This window comes from Xanthomonas campestris pv. badrii, from assembly GCF_012848175.1.
Taxonomy (GTDB): Bacteria; Pseudomonadota; Gammaproteobacteria; order Xanthomonadales; family Xanthomonadaceae; genus Xanthomonas; species Xanthomonas campestris_C.
Genome location: NZ_CP051651.1, coordinates 4,457,353 through 4,471,075 on the forward strand (window position 1 = coordinate 4,457,353; position 13,723 = coordinate 4,471,075).

Genomic DNA, 13,723 nt, shown 5'->3' on the forward strand with positions numbered 1-13,723 from the left:
GAGTTGGGGTCAAATGCGGGAGAATCTGTGGATAACGTTGCGCCGTGGTTCGTACGGAAAACTACCCACAGGTTTTACCTCAACACCAGGGGCAGTAGTCCAACGGCTTTCGGGCGCTGAAATTCCTTTAGGAACAAGGCGTTATGGTGGTTATCCGCTGAAAACGGCCCTACCATCACCACCAAGCTTTTGATTTATCCATTATTTTTAAAGCATAGGGGCACGGAACCAAATGCGTTTTACACTGCAGCGCGAAGCCTTCCTCAAACCGTTGGCCCAGGTGGTCAATGTGGTCGAACGCCGTCAAACCTTGCCGGTTCTGGCAAACCTGCTTGTGCAGGTGAAGGACGGGCAGGTGTCGTTGACCGGCACGGATCTGGAAGTGGAAATGATCTCGCGCACGATGGTGGAAGACGCGCAGGACGGTGAAACCACGATCCCGGCGCGCAAACTGTTCGACATCCTGCGCGCCCTGCCCGATGGCAGCCGCGTCACCATCTCGCAGACCGGCGACAAGGTCACGGTGCAGGCAGGACGCAGCCGGTTCACGCTGGCCACCCTGCCCGCCAACGACTTCCCGTCGGTCGACGAAGTCGAAGCGACCGAACGCGTTGCCGTGCCGGAAGCGGGCTTGAAGGAGCTGATCGAGCGCACTGCGTTCGCGATGGCGCAGCAGGACGTGCGCTACTACCTCAATGGCCTGCTGTTCGACCTGCGTGATGGCTTGCTGCGATGCGTAGCCACCGACGGCCACCGGTTGGCCCTGTGCGAAACCGAGCTGGAGAAATCCGGCGGCGCCAAGCGCCAGATCATCGTGCCGCGCAAGGGCGTGACCGAGTTGCTGCGCTTGCTGGAGGCGGCTGATCGCGAGGTGGAACTGGAAGTCGGTCGGAGCCATATCCGCGTCAAGCGCGGCGATGTCACCTTCACCTCCAAGCTGATCGACGGGCGCTTCCCGGATTACGAGGCAGTGATTCCGATCGGCGCCGACCGCGAGGTCAAGGTGGATCGCGAAGCCCTGCGTGCTTCGCTGCAGCGTGCGGCGATCCTGTCGAACGAGAAGTACCGCGGCGTGCGCGTGGAAGTGTCGCCGGGTCAGCTGAAGATCAGTGCCCACAACCCCGAGCAGGAAGAGGCGCAGGAAGAGATCGAGGCAGACACCAAGGTCGACGACCTGGCCATCGGTTTCAACGTGAACTACCTGCTGGATGCCTTGTCTGCGCTGCGCGATGAGCACGTGGTCGTCCAGCTGCGCGATGCAAATTCGTCTGCACTGGTGCGTGAGGCCAGCAGCGAGAAGTCGCGCCATGTGGTCATGCCGCTGCGTCTCTGATGCTGCGTTCCACGTGGAACACGGAAGCCCGGCGTGAGCCGGGCTTTTTTATGGGCGAGGCCCCAGGACATGACCCTCGCAGACAAAGCCGAGCTCGGATACGGGAAGACGTCTTCGGGTCGATTGTGTCTGCTGCCGTGCATCAAACCGGACCAGTGTCAGTCACTCGATGTGGGCGCATAGCCTAGATGCGTCCGTTGGCCGATGAGCGCTCCTGGCTCGCTGCTATGTCGACAGCCAGCACTGGCTGGTCTCGTAGTGGTTGTTGCAGGACGTCCTTGGCAGCAGTGCGATGTATTGCTGTCGCGAGATGCAATGACTGATGCGCTGGCCATGATGAAGACCAGGTTTCCCGGCGCAGGGACCGATATTGAATCCCTTGAACTAGTAGCGCTTCGTCAGTACCTGGTTCGATCGCGTCAGGCGCCGACCAACTCTACAGGCACAAATAGCGCCAAAGAGACCAAGTCTCAATGGTTGGTCTAGCGTGCTAGGTGCGTGCCAAACGACGGGCGAGAAGCGAATCGAGGCCAACTGAGTCTCACAAGCGAAAGAGACAGCATTACCGAAGTCGTGTCTGCTGTGCTCCGCCAGGCATCGGATTGAAGACCTACAGGCGGTCCCGACCGTCCCAAGAAGTTGCCAGTTTTGACTTATGCACATCTGCTTTTGCTTTTAAATCTGTAAATAACTTAAGAGCTTTGTGGTGATGGTAGGACCAGATTTCGCCCAAAAGTATGTCAAGTGGCTGTTTTAAAAAGACTTTTAAGCCTCGAAACCCTGTGTTTTAAGACCGGTTTTCGGTCTGATAGCTTGTGGATAAGTGCTATCAGGGGGTTTTGCTGCTTTTTTGTCCCCAAGTTATCCCCAGGCCATCCCCGGGTGAGTGCCGGCGCTGGCTGCACGTAAACTGTCCGATCACGTATCCTCCGCTGCGACCGGATGCGCCGGATCACAGCCCGGAGTACACCGATCGATGCACGTAGTGCGGTTGTCCATCCATCGACTTCGTCGATTCGAGACGGTCGAGCTCCACCCTGCCAGCTCGCTGAACCTGCTGACCGGCGACAACGGTGCAGGCAAGACCAGCGTGCTCGAGGCACTTCACCTGATGGCCTACGGCCGTAGCTTCCGTGGCCGGGTGCGCGATGGATTGATCCAGCAGGGCGCCAGCGATCTGGAGGTCTTCGTCGAATGGCGCGAGGGCAGCGGTACGGCACGGGACCGCACGCGGCGTGCAGGCCTTCGCCACAGTGGACAGGAATGGACCGGGCGGCTCGACGGGGAGGATGTGGCGCAGCTCGGCACCCTCTGCGCTGCGCTTGCGGTGGTGACGTTCGAGCCGGGGAGCCACGTCCTGATCAGCGGTGGCGGCGAACCGCGCAGGCGCTTCCTGGATTGGGGGTTGTTCCACGTGGAACCTGACTTCCTGGCGCTATGGCGCCGCTATGCGCGTGCGCTCAAGCAGCGCAACGCCCTGCTCAAACAGGGGGCGCAGCCTCGGATGCTGGACGCCTGGGACCATGAACTCGCCGAGTCGGGAGAAACACTCACCTCCTGGCGACTGCGCTACCTCGAACGACTGCAGGAGCGCCTGATTCCGGTCGTGACTGCCATTGCCCCGTCCCTCGGCCTGTCTGCGCTGAGCTTCTCGCCGGGGTGGAAACGTCACGAGGTGTCGCTGGCAGATGCCTTGCTGCTGGCACGCGAGCGCGATCGCCAGAACGGCTACACCTCGCAAGGGCCACACCGCGCCGACTGGGCGCCGCAATTCGATGCGCTCCCCGGCAAGGATGCACTGTCGCGAGGCCAGGCCAAGCTCACCGCCCTGGCCTGCCTGCTCGCTCAGGCCGAAGACTTTGCCCAGGAACGTGGCGAATGGCCGGTGATTGGATTGGACGACCTGGGCTCCGAGCTGGATCGACACCACCAGGCCAGCGTACTGCAGCGGCTGGCGCAGGCCCCGGCACAGGTCCTGATCACCGCGACCGAGACACCGCCAGGGTTGGCTGAAGCCGGCCGGTTATTGCACCGGTTCCACGTGGAACACGGCGCCCTCGTCCAGCAGGCCGCGCTGCAGTGAGCCAACGGCCCATGCGGGCCGACTGGTATAATTTCCGCGCTATCCCCCTTTTCCCACGGTGCGAAGCGGCTCCCGCCGTCTGCGCCCGTGTTGTGGAGCCAACGGCACGCGCATGACCGACGAACAGAACACCCCGACGACCCCCAACGGCACTTACGACTCCAGCAAGATCACCGTGCTGCGAGGCCTGGAAGCCGTCCGCAAGCGGCCCGGCATGTACATCGGCGATGTCCATGACGGCACCGGCCTGCACCACATGGTCTTCGAGGTGGTCGACAACTCGGTCGACGAAGCCCTGGCTGGCCACGCCGACGATATCGTGGTGAAGATCCTGGTCGATGGCTCGGTGTCGGTGTCCGACAACGGCCGCGGCGTGCCGGTCGATATCCACAAGGAAGAAGGCGTCTCCGCGGCCGAGGTGATCCTCACCGTGCTGCACGCCGGTGGCAAGTTCGACGACAACAGCTACAAGGTGTCTGGCGGCCTGCACGGCGTGGGCGTGTCGGTGGTCAATGCGCTGTCCGAGCACCTGTGGCTGGACATCTGGCGCGACGGCTTCCACTACCAGCAGGAATACGCGCTGGGCGAGCCGCAGTACCCGCTCAAGCAGCTGGAAGCCTCGACCAAGCGCGGTACCACGCTGCGCTTCAAGCCCGCGGTGGAGATCTTCAGCGACGTCGAGTTCCATTACGACATCCTGGCCCGCCGCCTGCGCGAACTGTCCTTCCTCAACTCCGGCGTCAAGATCACCCTGATCGATGAGCGTGGTGACGGCCGGCGCGACGACTTCCACTACGAAGGCGGTATCCGCAGCTTCGTGGAGCATCTGGCCCAGCTCAAAGCCCCGCTGCATCCGAATGTGATCTCTGTGACCGGCGAGCACAACGGCATCGTGGTCGACGTCGCCCTGCAATGGACCGACGCCTACCAGGAAACCATGTACTGCTTCACCAACAACATTCCGCAGAAGGACGGCGGCACCCACCTGGCCGGCTTCCGTGGTGCGCTGACCCGCGTGTTGAGCAACTACATCGAGCAGAACGGCATCGCCAAGCAGGCCAAGGTCTCGCTGACCGGCGACGACATGCGCGAAGGCATGATCGCGGTGCTGTCGGTGAAGGTGCCCGACCCCAGCTTCTCGTCGCAGACCAAGGAAAAGCTGGTCAGCTCGGATGTGCGCCCGGCGGTGGAAAACGCCTTTGGCGCGCGCCTGCAGGAGTTCCTGCAGGAGAACCCGAACGAAGCCAAGGCCATCACCGGCAAGATCGTCGACGCCGCGCGCGCGCGCGAAGCCGCCCGCAAGGCGCGCGACCTGACCCGCCGCAAGGGCGCGCTGGACATCGCCGGCCTGCCCGGCAAGCTGGCCGACTGCCAGGAAAAGGATCCGGCGCTGTCGGAACTGTTCATCGTCGAGGGTGACTCGGCAGGCGGCTCGGCCAAGCAGGGCCGCAACCGCAAGAACCAGGCGGTGCTGCCGTTGCGCGGCAAGATCCTCAACGTCGAACGCGCGCGTTTCGACCGCATGCTCTCCTCCGACCAGGTCGGCACGCTGATCACCGCGCTGGGCACCGGCATCGGCCGCGACGAGTACAACCCGGACAAGCTGCGCTACCACCGCATCATCCTGATGACCGACGCCGACGTGGACGGCTCGCACATCCGCACCCTGCTGCTGACCTTCTTCTACCGGCAGATGCCGGAGCTGATCGAGCGCGGCTACATCTACATCGGCCTGCCGCCGCTGTACAAGCTCAAGCAGGGCAAGAGCGAGCTGTACCTGAAGGACGATGCCGCGCTCAATGCCTACCTGGCGAGCAGTGCGGTCGAAGGCGCAGCGCTGATCCCGGCGGCCGACGAGCCGCCCATCACCGGCGAGGCGCTGGAAAAACTGCTGTTGCTGTTTGCCGGTGCCAACGATGCGATCGCCCGCAATGCGCATCGCTACGATCCGGCCCTGCTCACCGCGCTGATCGACCTGCCGCCGCTGGACGTGGCCCAGCTGCAGGCCGAAGGCGATGTGCACCCCACCCTGGATGCGCTGCAGGCCGTGCTCAACCGCGGCACCCTGGGCACCGCGCGCTACGCGTTGCAATTCCAGCCCGAGAGCGAGCAGCGCCCGGCGACGCTGGAAGTTACCCGCCGTCACATGGGCGAAGAACTTACCCGCTGGGTTCCGATGGCCGCCTTCGAGAGCGGCGAGCTGCGCCCCCTGCGCGACGTGGCACTGGCCCTCAACGGTCTGATCCGCGAAGGCGCCCAGATCGTGCGCGGCAACAAATCCCACCCGATCACCAGCTTCGGCCAGGCGCATGGCTGGTTGCTGGAAGAGGCCAAGAAGGGCCGCCAGGTGCAGCGCTTCAAGGGCCTGGGCGAAATGAACGCCGAGCAGTTGTGGGAAACTACGGTCAACCCCGACACGCGCCGGCTGTTGCAGGTGCGCATCGAGGATGCGGTGGCCGCCGACCAGATCTTCAGCACCCTGATGGGCGATGTGGTGGAACCACGCCGCGACTTCATCGAGGACAATGCGCTGAAGGTCTCCAACCTGGATATCTGAGCCGCCGTTGTCATACCGGCGCAGCGCCACGGTGCTGCGTCGGCGATGCGGCGTTCGCAGGACGACGATGCGCACAGATCTCCCCTCTTCCCCGGCGCCGTCCGGTGCCGCGGGCAAGCTGCCGCTGCTGCCCGTGTTGCTCGGGTTCGGCATCGATGCGCTGATTGCCATCGGCCTGTTGCTGAGCCTGAGCGTGGCCGGTTTCGCGTTATGGGGCGCGTTGCGCGGCATTGCCCATGTGCAGGCAGCCAAGGCGCAGGGCCTGACGCCCTCGCCGGCCGAGGTCATGGCGGCGATCGGCCAGCCCGGGGTGATGGTGCAATTGCTCACCGCACTGGTCAGCACGGCCACGCCGGCGGTGTTGCTGTATTACTGGCGCCGCCGCGCCAGCGCCAGCGAGCAGGCGGCCTCGCGCGCAGCGGCACGGCGGAGCTCTACCTGGGGCTGGACAGCATTGATCGCAGCGGCGGTCTTTTTGCTCAGCAACCTGGTCAGCGTGGCGGCCTCGGCGCTGGGCATCAAGCCGGTGCCGACCAACCTGCCGCTGATGGAAGAAGCCATCGAGCAATGGCCACTGGCGCTGACGGTCTTTGCGGTGCTGATCGCACCGGCGTACGAAGAACTGCTGTTCCGGCGGGTGCTGTTCGGCCGCCTGCTGGCCGCCGGCCGCCCCTGGCTGGGCGTGGTGCTCAGCGGCGTGCTGTTCGCGCTGGTGCATGAGGTGCCGGGTATCAGTGGCAACGGCCCGGCCGCCATTGCCCAGCTGTGGCTGGTCTACGGCAGCATGGGCGCGGCATTTGCGTGGTTGTACTGGCGCACCGGCACCTTGTGGGCACCCATCGCCGCCCACGGCATCAACAATGCCACCGCCCTGGCGGCGCTGTATTTCTTCGGCTTCGGCTGAGCGTGGCGAACCGAATGGCCGCGCCACCGGTCTGCGGGCGCGGCTGGGGTTCGGACGTCCTCAGGACGGGTCATCGCTCCGGATCCTGTGCGTGGTCCGCCCCATCCCGACAATCGCCCCCGACGATCTCGCCACCGCCGGTTGGCCCATCGCCTTAGCCGTTTTATCCGACCGTCCTGCGCTGGCGTTGGCCGGCACGGAAGCACGGCCTGCGTGCGCCGGTCTGGCGCGTCGGCGGTATGCGCTGGGCTCTCGTTGACTATGTTTTTACGGGCATTCCAGCTCGCTTGACGAAAAGTTAAGCCGAGCCTGCCAAAATGGCCTCCAGGGTTACAGGGGGATCGAATGAACGCCAAGCTGTTGATCGTTGTCGCCGTCCTCGCCTTGACGGCGTGTGCCACCACGACCTCGCCGACCGGCCGTCGCCAGGTAGTGGGAGGCGTGTCGCAGGAACAGCTTGACCAATTAGGCGCGCAGTCGTTTGCGCAGACCAAGGCCAAGGAGAAGGTCAGCACCGACGGCAGGCAGAACGCCTACGTCCAGTGCGTGGTCAATGCGCTGGTGGCGCAACTGCCGCCGCAGTGGCGTGAGACCAAATGGGAAACCGCGCTGTTCGTCGATGACGAAGCCAATGCATTCGCCCTGCCCGGCGGCAAGGTCGGGGTCAACACCGGCATCTTTACCGTGGCCAAGACGCAGGACCAACTGGCAGCCGTGCTCGGGCATGAAATCGGCCACGTCATTTCGCGGCATCACGAAGAACGCATCACCCGCCAGCTCGGCGCGCAGACCGGGCTGGGGATCATCGGTGCCCTGGCCGGTGCGGCCTACGGCGACGGTGCGGCCAGTGCGGTCAATCAGGTCGGAGGCATGACTGCGCAGACAGTGTTCCTATTACCCGGCTCGCGTACCCAGGAAAGCGAGGCTGACGTCGTCGGACAGCGGCTGATGGCGCAGGCCGGTTTCGATCCGGCCCAGGCGGTCAACCTGTGGCAGAACATGATGGCCGCCAGTGGCAATCGCCAGCCGCAGTGGCTGTCCACCCACCCCGATCCGGCCAACCGCATCCGCGAGCTGCAGGCCGACGTCAACCAGCTCGAGCCCGTCTACCAGCAGGCGCAGCAAGCGGGGCGCAAGCCGAAGTGCGGCTGATCGCGCGACCCGGGCGGCCGGCTCCGCAGCTCCCATGCAATACCGGCGGGCGCGAATCGCCCTCCGGGGGCCAGGTCACATCGCTGCAACCATGCGCTCACTGCCGATGACGTAGCGTTAGCCCTCCTAAGCAAGTGCCGTTCATCCTGTTTGCCGCACCACAGCATGGAAACCGTTTTCGGGAACTGGGACTTTCTGCTAAGTTTGCCGGCTCAGATTTTTCGTACAGCGTCCATTCCGCTTTTCGTACCGCCCGACGGCGGCTCGTCCGAGGTGAAACATGAAACTGCTCAACCGCAAGCAAGCCCTGTTGTCCCTGTTTATCGCAGCGTCCCTGGGCGGGGCTGTCATCACCGATGCGGTCGCGCAGTCGGACCGCTCGTCCGAGCGTGCCAGCCGCAAGTCCAAGAACAGCGGCAAGGCCGAAGAGCTGTACCCGCAGTCCACCCGCCAGGCGCCGACGATCAAGCCGTCGTCCAAGTTGAGCAGCAAGCTGCAGAAGTTGATCGAAACCTTCAACAAGGGCGAGGATTACGCCGCCGTGCGCGCCCAGGCCGATGAGATCCTGGCCAACAGCGCCGCCAACGACGCGGACAAGGCGCTGGCCGCACAGCTCGCCGCGCAGGCCGCCTACAACCTGGACGACACTGCGGGCGCCAAGAAGTATCTGCAGCAGGCCATCGGCCTGAATGCGCTGGACAACAACGGCCAGTTCCAGTCGATGCTGATGCTGGCCCAGCTGCAGATGCAGGACGACCAGCAGGCCGAGGGTCTGGCCACGCTGGACAAGTATCTGGAAGAGAGCAAGTCGCAGCGTCCGGAAGATTTGATCCTCAAGGGCCAGGCGCTGTACCAGGCCGAGCGCTACAAGGAAGCGATCCCGGTCCTGAAGCAGGCCATCGCCGCTTCGCCCGAGCCGAAGGACACCTGGAACCAGCTGCTGATGGCGTCCTACGCCGAAGCCGGCCAGACCGGTGAGGCGGTCGCCGCCGCCGAAGCACTGGCCGCCAAGACGCCGAACGACAAGAAGGCTCAGCTCAATCTGGCCAGCATGTACATGCAGGCCGACCAGATGGACAAGGCCGCCGGCGTGATGGACAAGCTGCGTGCTGCCGGGCAGTTGACCGAAGAAAAGGAATACAAGCAGTTGTATTCCATCTACGCCAACACCGAGAACAAGGAAAAGGACGTCATCGCGGTGATCAATGAGGGTATGCAAAAAGGCATCCTCAAGCCTGATTATCAGACATACCTCGCGCTGGCCCAGTCGTATTACTACAGCGAGGACGTGCCGAAGGCGATCGAGAACTGGCAGAAGGCCGCACCGCTTTCCAAGGACGGCGAGACCTATCTGAATCTGGCCAAGGTGCTGCATTCGGAAGGTCGCATCCCGGAGGCCAAGCAGGCCGCGCAGCAGGCGATCGCCAAGGGCGTCAAAAAACCCGAAGACGCCAAGAAGATCATCAACCTGAAGTAAAAAAGAAAATAAACCCCCGAAATCCCTGTGTTTTTAGTGGTTACAGGACTCGGGATTGGTATAAGCTTGGGAGTTCCTGCGGTGTCAAAGCCGTCCGAAAACCTGGGGATCATCACAGTGATCCGGGCCCCCACTGAAAGAGCCATTGGCGCATGACGGAACAACTCGTTATCCACAGGCATGACTATGATGCCGGGAACCAGGGTCTGAGCTGGGCCCGCATTATCGGTATTGCTTTTGTAATTGCCCTGCACCTCACTGCACTGATGATGTTGCTGATCCCTGCAGTGGCGCCGAAGGCTCCGGCAGAGAAGGAGCGCACCACCATGGTCACCCTGGTGGATGCACCGCCTCCTCCCCCGCCGCCGCCGCCGCCGCCGCCGCCGGAAGACAAGCCGCCACCGCCGGTCAAGAATCTGTCGCCGCCGAAGCCGTCACCGGTTCCGCCGCCGCCGGAAGCACCGGTCGTCGATGTTCCCGAACCGCGTCCGAGCGATATCGTCACGCCGCCGGCCCCGCCGGCTCCGCCGCAACCGCCGAGTGACATCGGCGCCAGTGTCGATATCTCGTCCAAGAACATGAACCCGCCGAAGTACCCGCCGGCTGCATTCCGTGCCGGCGTCCAGGGCGAGGTCATCCTGATCGTGGATGTGGATGCCAACGGCAACGTGACCAACGTGTCGGTCGAAAAGTCCAGCCGCAACCGCGACCTTGACCGTGCCGCGATGGACGCAGCACGCAAGTGGAAGTTCAACGCCTCCACCGTCAACGGGCAGAAAGCCGCCGGCCGCGTCCGCGTCCCGGTCAACTTTGCTCTGAACTGATCCCACGGGCCGGCTTCGGCTGGCCCAGGATCCTGTCTTCCTTTCGCTCCACCCTTCATCACCACACACAACAAAGGTAAGCGTCATGCTGCAGGAATTCTTTATCGCCGCCGCTGCAGGGGGCTCCAATCCGTCGGCCGCTCTGTCGCAGATGGGCTTCGAGCACTTGATCACCGAAATGACCTCCAGCCCCGGCGATTTCGCCGTGTCCTGGGTCGTGTTGATCACCCTGATCGCCATGTCCGCTGCCTCCTGGTACTGGACCGTCATCAACATCTTCCGCGCCACCCGCCTGAAGAGCGCGGCTGACCGCGTGACCACCGCGTTCTGGGATGCCCCGAATGCACAGGACGCCATCCGCGCCATGGAAGAACAGCCGGCTTCCGAGCCGTTCTCCAAGATTGCTCTGGACGCTGCCCAGGCAGCTGCGCACCACCAGCGCGCCGAAGGCAGCACCGGTGGCCTGGGCGAGAGCCTGAGCCGTTCGGAGTTCGTCGACCGCGCCCTGCGTCAGGCCGTGACCCGCGAAAGCACCAAGCTGCAGTCGGGCATGACCCTGCTGGCCACCGTCGGTGCGACCGCGCCGTTCGTCGGTCTGCTCGGTACGGTGTGGGGTATCTACGGCGCGCTGATCAAGATCGGTGCAACCGGTTCGGCCTCCATCGACGCCGTTGCCGGCCCGGTGGGTGAAGCGCTGATCATGACCGCGATCGGTCTGTTCGTCGCCATCCCGGCCGTGTTCGCCTTCAACTTCTTCTCGAAGGTCAACAGCTCGGTGATCGCCAAGTTCGACACCTTTGCCCACGACCTGCACGACTTCTTCGCCACCGGTTCGCGCGTTCGCTGATCCGGTCGTCAAGAACGCCTTCGCAACGATTTAGACGGAGCCCGTTATGGCCTTCAGTAGTGGAAACAGCGGTGGCCCGATGGCCGACATCAATGTGACGCCCCTGGTGGACGTCATGCTGGTGCTGCTGATCATCTTCATCATTACGGCACCGCTGATGTCCCACAAGGTCAAGGTGGAGCTGCCAGAGGCCAACTTGATCCAGAAGGAAGATGCGGAGAAACGCGCCGCGCCGATCACCCTGGCCGTCAAGGAAGACGGGTCGCTGTACTGGAACGACGAGCCGATCTCCAAGGAAGCCCTGGAGTCGCGCCTGTCCACCGCCGCGCAGCAGACCCCGCAGCCGCCGCTCAACCTGCGTGGCGACCGCACGACCAAGATGCGTACGATCAACGAGATCACCAAGATCGCGCAGGGTCAGGGCATGCTGGACGTCGGTTTCGTTGCAACCAAAGTGAAGGGGCAGTAAGCCATGGCATTTAGTACTGGTGGAAGCCGTGGGCCGATGGCCGACATCAACGTCACGCCCCTGGTGGACGTGATGCTGGTGCTGCTGATCATCTTCATCGTGACCGCGCCGATCATGACCTACCCGATCGCCGTGGATCTGCCGCAGCGGGTGCTCAACCCGCCCCCGCAGACGACCGAACCGCCGCCGCCGATCGAGCTGCGTATCGACGCCAGCAACCAGGTGTTCTGGAACAACAGCCCGACGCCGGTGGATCAGTTGCAGCAGAAGATGGAAGAAGTGGTGCAGGCCGATCCGACCAATCAGCCCGAACTGCGCATCGATGCGAATCAGGATGCGGAGTACGAAGTGATGGCCAAGGTGCTGGCCGCTGCGAAGAACGCGCAGATGAAGAAAATCGGCTTCATGCAGCAGTAAACGTAGTTGCAAGACCGCAACACAACAGTCATGACGCGACTGCAACGCCACCGGAAACGGTGGCGTTTTTTTATGCTGCGGGTTGGGGGCCAAACGTGCGCCAACCTTGGCTGGCGGCTTGCACCCTTCCCTATTCCGGCAGCAAGCGTATGCTCGATCGTGCAGCTTTATCCTCACCGCACCGATGGTGACGCGCACGATCACGCTGGACCTGCCGCAAGCCACCAACCAACCGCGCGTACCACTCGAGCCGCCTGCACCGATCGCATTGCGACTGGATGCCGAGGGCCAGGTGTTCTGGAACGCCAGTCCGGTCAGTCTGCAGGCGCTGCAGCCACGCCTGACCGATACGATGCGCGAGACGGCCGGCAACCAGCCCGAGCTGCGTATCGCCGCCAACCAGGATGCCGAGTACGCGGTCCTTGCCAAGGTGCTTGCCGCTGCCAAGAACGCACAGGTGCAACGCATCGCGTTTGTGCAATGAACTCGCACGGATGGCGCAGGCAGTTGCCGCGCTACCCGGGTCATTGACTGCTTACGCTGCGGCGGTGTCAGCCACCGCAAGCCAGGCGCTATGCCTGCGCGCTTGCACCGCGCAGCAGCTGCACATACGCGCGCACCGTGGCATCCAGTCCCTGGTACAGCGCTTCGCCGATCAAGGCGTGACCGATCGATACTTCCAGCACACCGGGCACGGTGGCGAGAAACGCGCCGAGGTTGGCTTGCGATAGATCGTGCCCGGCATTGATCCCCAGGCCATGCTCTGCGGCGCGACGTGCGGCGTCCGCGAACTCGGCCAACGCATCGGCTGGCTGTCCGTCGGCATGCGCTTGTGCATAGGGGCCGGTGTACAACTCGATGCGGTCCGCACCCAGCACCGCCGCCTGGCCGATCTGGGCATTGCCGGCATCGACGAACAGGCTGACGCGGCTGCCCAGGGCCTTGAACGCGGCGATCAATTCGCCCAGCCCGGTGGTGTCCTGTGCGAAATCGAAGCCATGGTCGGAGGTGAGCTGGCCGTCGCCGTCGGGCACCAACGTCACCTGCTCCGGACGCGTGGCACGGCACAGCTCCAGCAACCCCGGGTAGCCTGCGCGTGGCGGCGCGAACGGATTGCCTTCGATATTGAATTCGACCCCGTGCGTGCGGGTCAGCGCACCCAGCGCCAGCACGTCGTCGGCGCGGATATGCCGCTGGTCCGGACGCGGATGCACGGTGATGCCGTGCGCACCGGCAGCGATGCAGGCGCGTGCGGCCTCCACTACGTCCGGGTCGTGGCCACCGCGCGAGTTGCGCAGCACCGCAATCTTGTTGACGTTGACGCTGAGCCGGGTGGTCACAGGTGTGCTCAGGCCTGCGGCTCGCCGTCGCGCGCCGCGGCCAGCGCCGCCGCCTTGCGTGCTTCGGCCACTTCGCGCAGTCGGCGCAGCTCGGCCGGGTCGATCATGCTGCTGGTGTCGCGCTGGGTATCGCCCATGCGCGAGGCAAACCAGCCGCGTGTCCACAGCAGCAACAGCACCAGCGCCACCAGCAGCGAGACCACCAGCAACCACACGTGCGGCGTGCTGAAGGCCAGCACCAGCGCACCCAGTGCCATAAGCAGAAACAGCCAGTGCATGACGAGCTCCCCGTTGAGTGGCGGCAGTGTAGCGCTGCGCCC

At 63.9% G+C, this 13,723-nt stretch carries 13 protein-coding genes; 11 read left to right on the forward strand and 2 right to left on the reverse strand.

Translation table 11 applies throughout. The features are described 5' to 3' along the window. Nucleotides 1-232 precede the first annotated feature (232 nt). The 11 genes from dnaN to HG421_RS18960 all read left to right on the forward strand — a co-directional run bounded on the left by dnaN (nucleotide 233) and on the right by HG421_RS18960 (nucleotide 12,547). On the forward strand, nucleotides 233-1,333 hold the full coding sequence (gene dnaN, locus HG421_RS18910) for a DNA polymerase III subunit beta (RefSeq protein ID WP_169707695.1): 1,101 nt from the start codon (nucleotides 233-235) through the stop codon (nucleotides 1,331-1,333). Nucleotides 1,334-2,309: 976 nt separating this feature from the next. Continuing rightward, nucleotides 2,310-3,416 (forward strand): DNA replication/repair protein RecF, encoded by a 1,107-nt coding sequence (gene recF, locus HG421_RS18915; protein WP_169708264.1) that lies wholly within the window; start codon nucleotides 2,310-2,312, stop codon nucleotides 3,414-3,416. A 112-nt stretch (nucleotides 3,417-3,528) separates the two neighbouring features. Then, on the forward strand, nucleotides 3,529-5,973 hold the full coding sequence (gyrB, locus tag HG421_RS18920; RefSeq protein WP_169707696.1) for a DNA topoisomerase (ATP-hydrolyzing) subunit B: 2,445 nt from the start codon (nucleotides 3,529-3,531) through the stop codon (nucleotides 5,971-5,973). A gap of 67 nt (nucleotides 5,974-6,040) precedes the next feature. Next, entirely contained in the window at nucleotides 6,041-6,877 is an 837-nt protein-coding gene (locus tag HG421_RS18925) for a CPBP family intramembrane glutamic endopeptidase (RefSeq protein ID WP_169707697.1), read from the forward strand. A gap of 345 nt (nucleotides 6,878-7,222) precedes the next feature. Then, entirely contained in the window at nucleotides 7,223-8,029 is an 807-nt protein-coding gene (locus HG421_RS18930; RefSeq protein WP_169707698.1) for a M48 family metallopeptidase, read from the forward strand. 280 nt (nucleotides 8,030-8,309) lie between these two features. Continuing rightward, entirely contained in the window at nucleotides 8,310-9,506 is a 1,197-nt protein-coding gene (locus tag HG421_RS18935) for a tetratricopeptide repeat protein (RefSeq protein WP_169707699.1), read from the forward strand. A gap of 152 nt (nucleotides 9,507-9,658) precedes the next feature. Continuing rightward, nucleotides 9,659-10,330, forward strand: coding sequence for an energy transducer TonB (locus HG421_RS18940; RefSeq protein WP_169707700.1), 672 nt, complete (start codon nucleotides 9,659-9,661; stop codon nucleotides 10,328-10,330). A gap of 85 nt (nucleotides 10,331-10,415) precedes the next feature. Further along, complete coding sequence (gene exbB / locus HG421_RS18945; protein WP_005912445.1) at nucleotides 10,416-11,177, forward strand: TonB-system energizer ExbB; 762 nt, start codon at nucleotides 10,416-10,418, stop codon at nucleotides 11,175-11,177. Between the two features lie 46 nt (nucleotides 11,178-11,223). Beyond that, entirely contained in the window at nucleotides 11,224-11,646 is a 423-nt protein-coding gene (locus HG421_RS18950) for an ExbD/TolR family protein (protein ID WP_005912447.1), read from the forward strand. Between the two features lie 3 nt (nucleotides 11,647-11,649). Then, complete coding sequence (locus tag HG421_RS18955) at nucleotides 11,650-12,063, forward strand: ExbD/TolR family protein (protein WP_169707701.1); 414 nt, start codon at nucleotides 11,650-11,652, stop codon at nucleotides 12,061-12,063. A gap of 184 nt (nucleotides 12,064-12,247) precedes the next feature. Further along, nucleotides 12,248-12,547 carry an ExbD/TolR family protein gene (locus HG421_RS18960; protein ID WP_169707702.1) on the forward strand — a complete coding sequence of 100 codons (300 nt, stop codon included), beginning with the start codon at nucleotides 12,248-12,250 and terminating at the stop codon, nucleotides 12,545-12,547. 88 nt (nucleotides 12,548-12,635) lie between these two features. On the opposite strand, the gene HG421_RS18965 is transcribed toward HG421_RS18960, so the two are convergent. Then, the gene (locus HG421_RS18965; RefSeq protein ID WP_169707703.1) at nucleotides 12,636-13,403 is read right to left on the reverse strand and encodes a pyridoxine 5'-phosphate synthase; all 768 of its coding nucleotides are present in this window, start codon (nucleotides 13,401-13,403) and stop codon (nucleotides 12,636-12,638) included. An 8-nt stretch (nucleotides 13,404-13,411) separates the two neighbouring features. Beyond that, entirely contained in the window at nucleotides 13,412-13,681 is a 270-nt protein-coding gene (locus tag HG421_RS18970; protein WP_029218131.1) for a hypothetical protein, read from the reverse strand. Nucleotides 13,682-13,723: the final 42 nt, after the last annotated feature.

Bases quoted from the DNA above. Each gene is read 5' to 3' on its own strand.
- HG421_RS18955 (WP_169707701.1), top strand. From the start codon at position 11,650: ATGGCATTTAGTACTGGTGGAAGCCGTGGGCCGATGGCCGACATCAAC.
- HG421_RS18940 (WP_169707700.1), top strand. From the start codon at position 9,659: ATGACGGAACAACTCGTTATCCACAGGCATGACTATGATGCCGGGAAC.
- HG421_RS18935 (WP_169707699.1), top strand. From the start codon at position 8,310: ATGAAACTGCTCAACCGCAAGCAAGCCCTGTTGTCCCTGTTTATCGCA.
- HG421_RS18930 (WP_169707698.1), top strand. From the start codon at position 7,223: ATGAACGCCAAGCTGTTGATCGTTGTCGCCGTCCTCGCCTTGACGGCG.
- exbB (WP_005912445.1), top strand. From the start codon at position 10,416: ATGCTGCAGGAATTCTTTATCGCCGCCGCTGCAGGGGGCTCCAATCCG.
- HG421_RS18925 (WP_169707697.1), top strand. From the start codon at position 6,041: ATGCGCACAGATCTCCCCTCTTCCCCGGCGCCGTCCGGTGCCGCGGGC.
- HG421_RS18970 (WP_029218131.1), bottom strand. From the start codon at position 13,681: ATGCACTGGCTGTTTCTGCTTATGGCACTGGGTGCGCTGGTGCTGGCC.
- recF (WP_169708264.1), top strand. From the start codon at position 2,310: ATGCACGTAGTGCGGTTGTCCATCCATCGACTTCGTCGATTCGAGACG.
- dnaN (WP_169707695.1), top strand. From the start codon at position 233: ATGCGTTTTACACTGCAGCGCGAAGCCTTCCTCAAACCGTTGGCCCAG.
- HG421_RS18960 (WP_169707702.1), top strand. From the start codon at position 12,248: ATGGTGACGCGCACGATCACGCTGGACCTGCCGCAAGCCACCAACCAA.
- HG421_RS18950 (WP_005912447.1), top strand. From the start codon at position 11,224: ATGGCCTTCAGTAGTGGAAACAGCGGTGGCCCGATGGCCGACATCAAT.
- gyrB (WP_169707696.1), top strand. From the start codon at position 3,529: ATGACCGACGAACAGAACACCCCGACGACCCCCAACGGCACTTACGAC.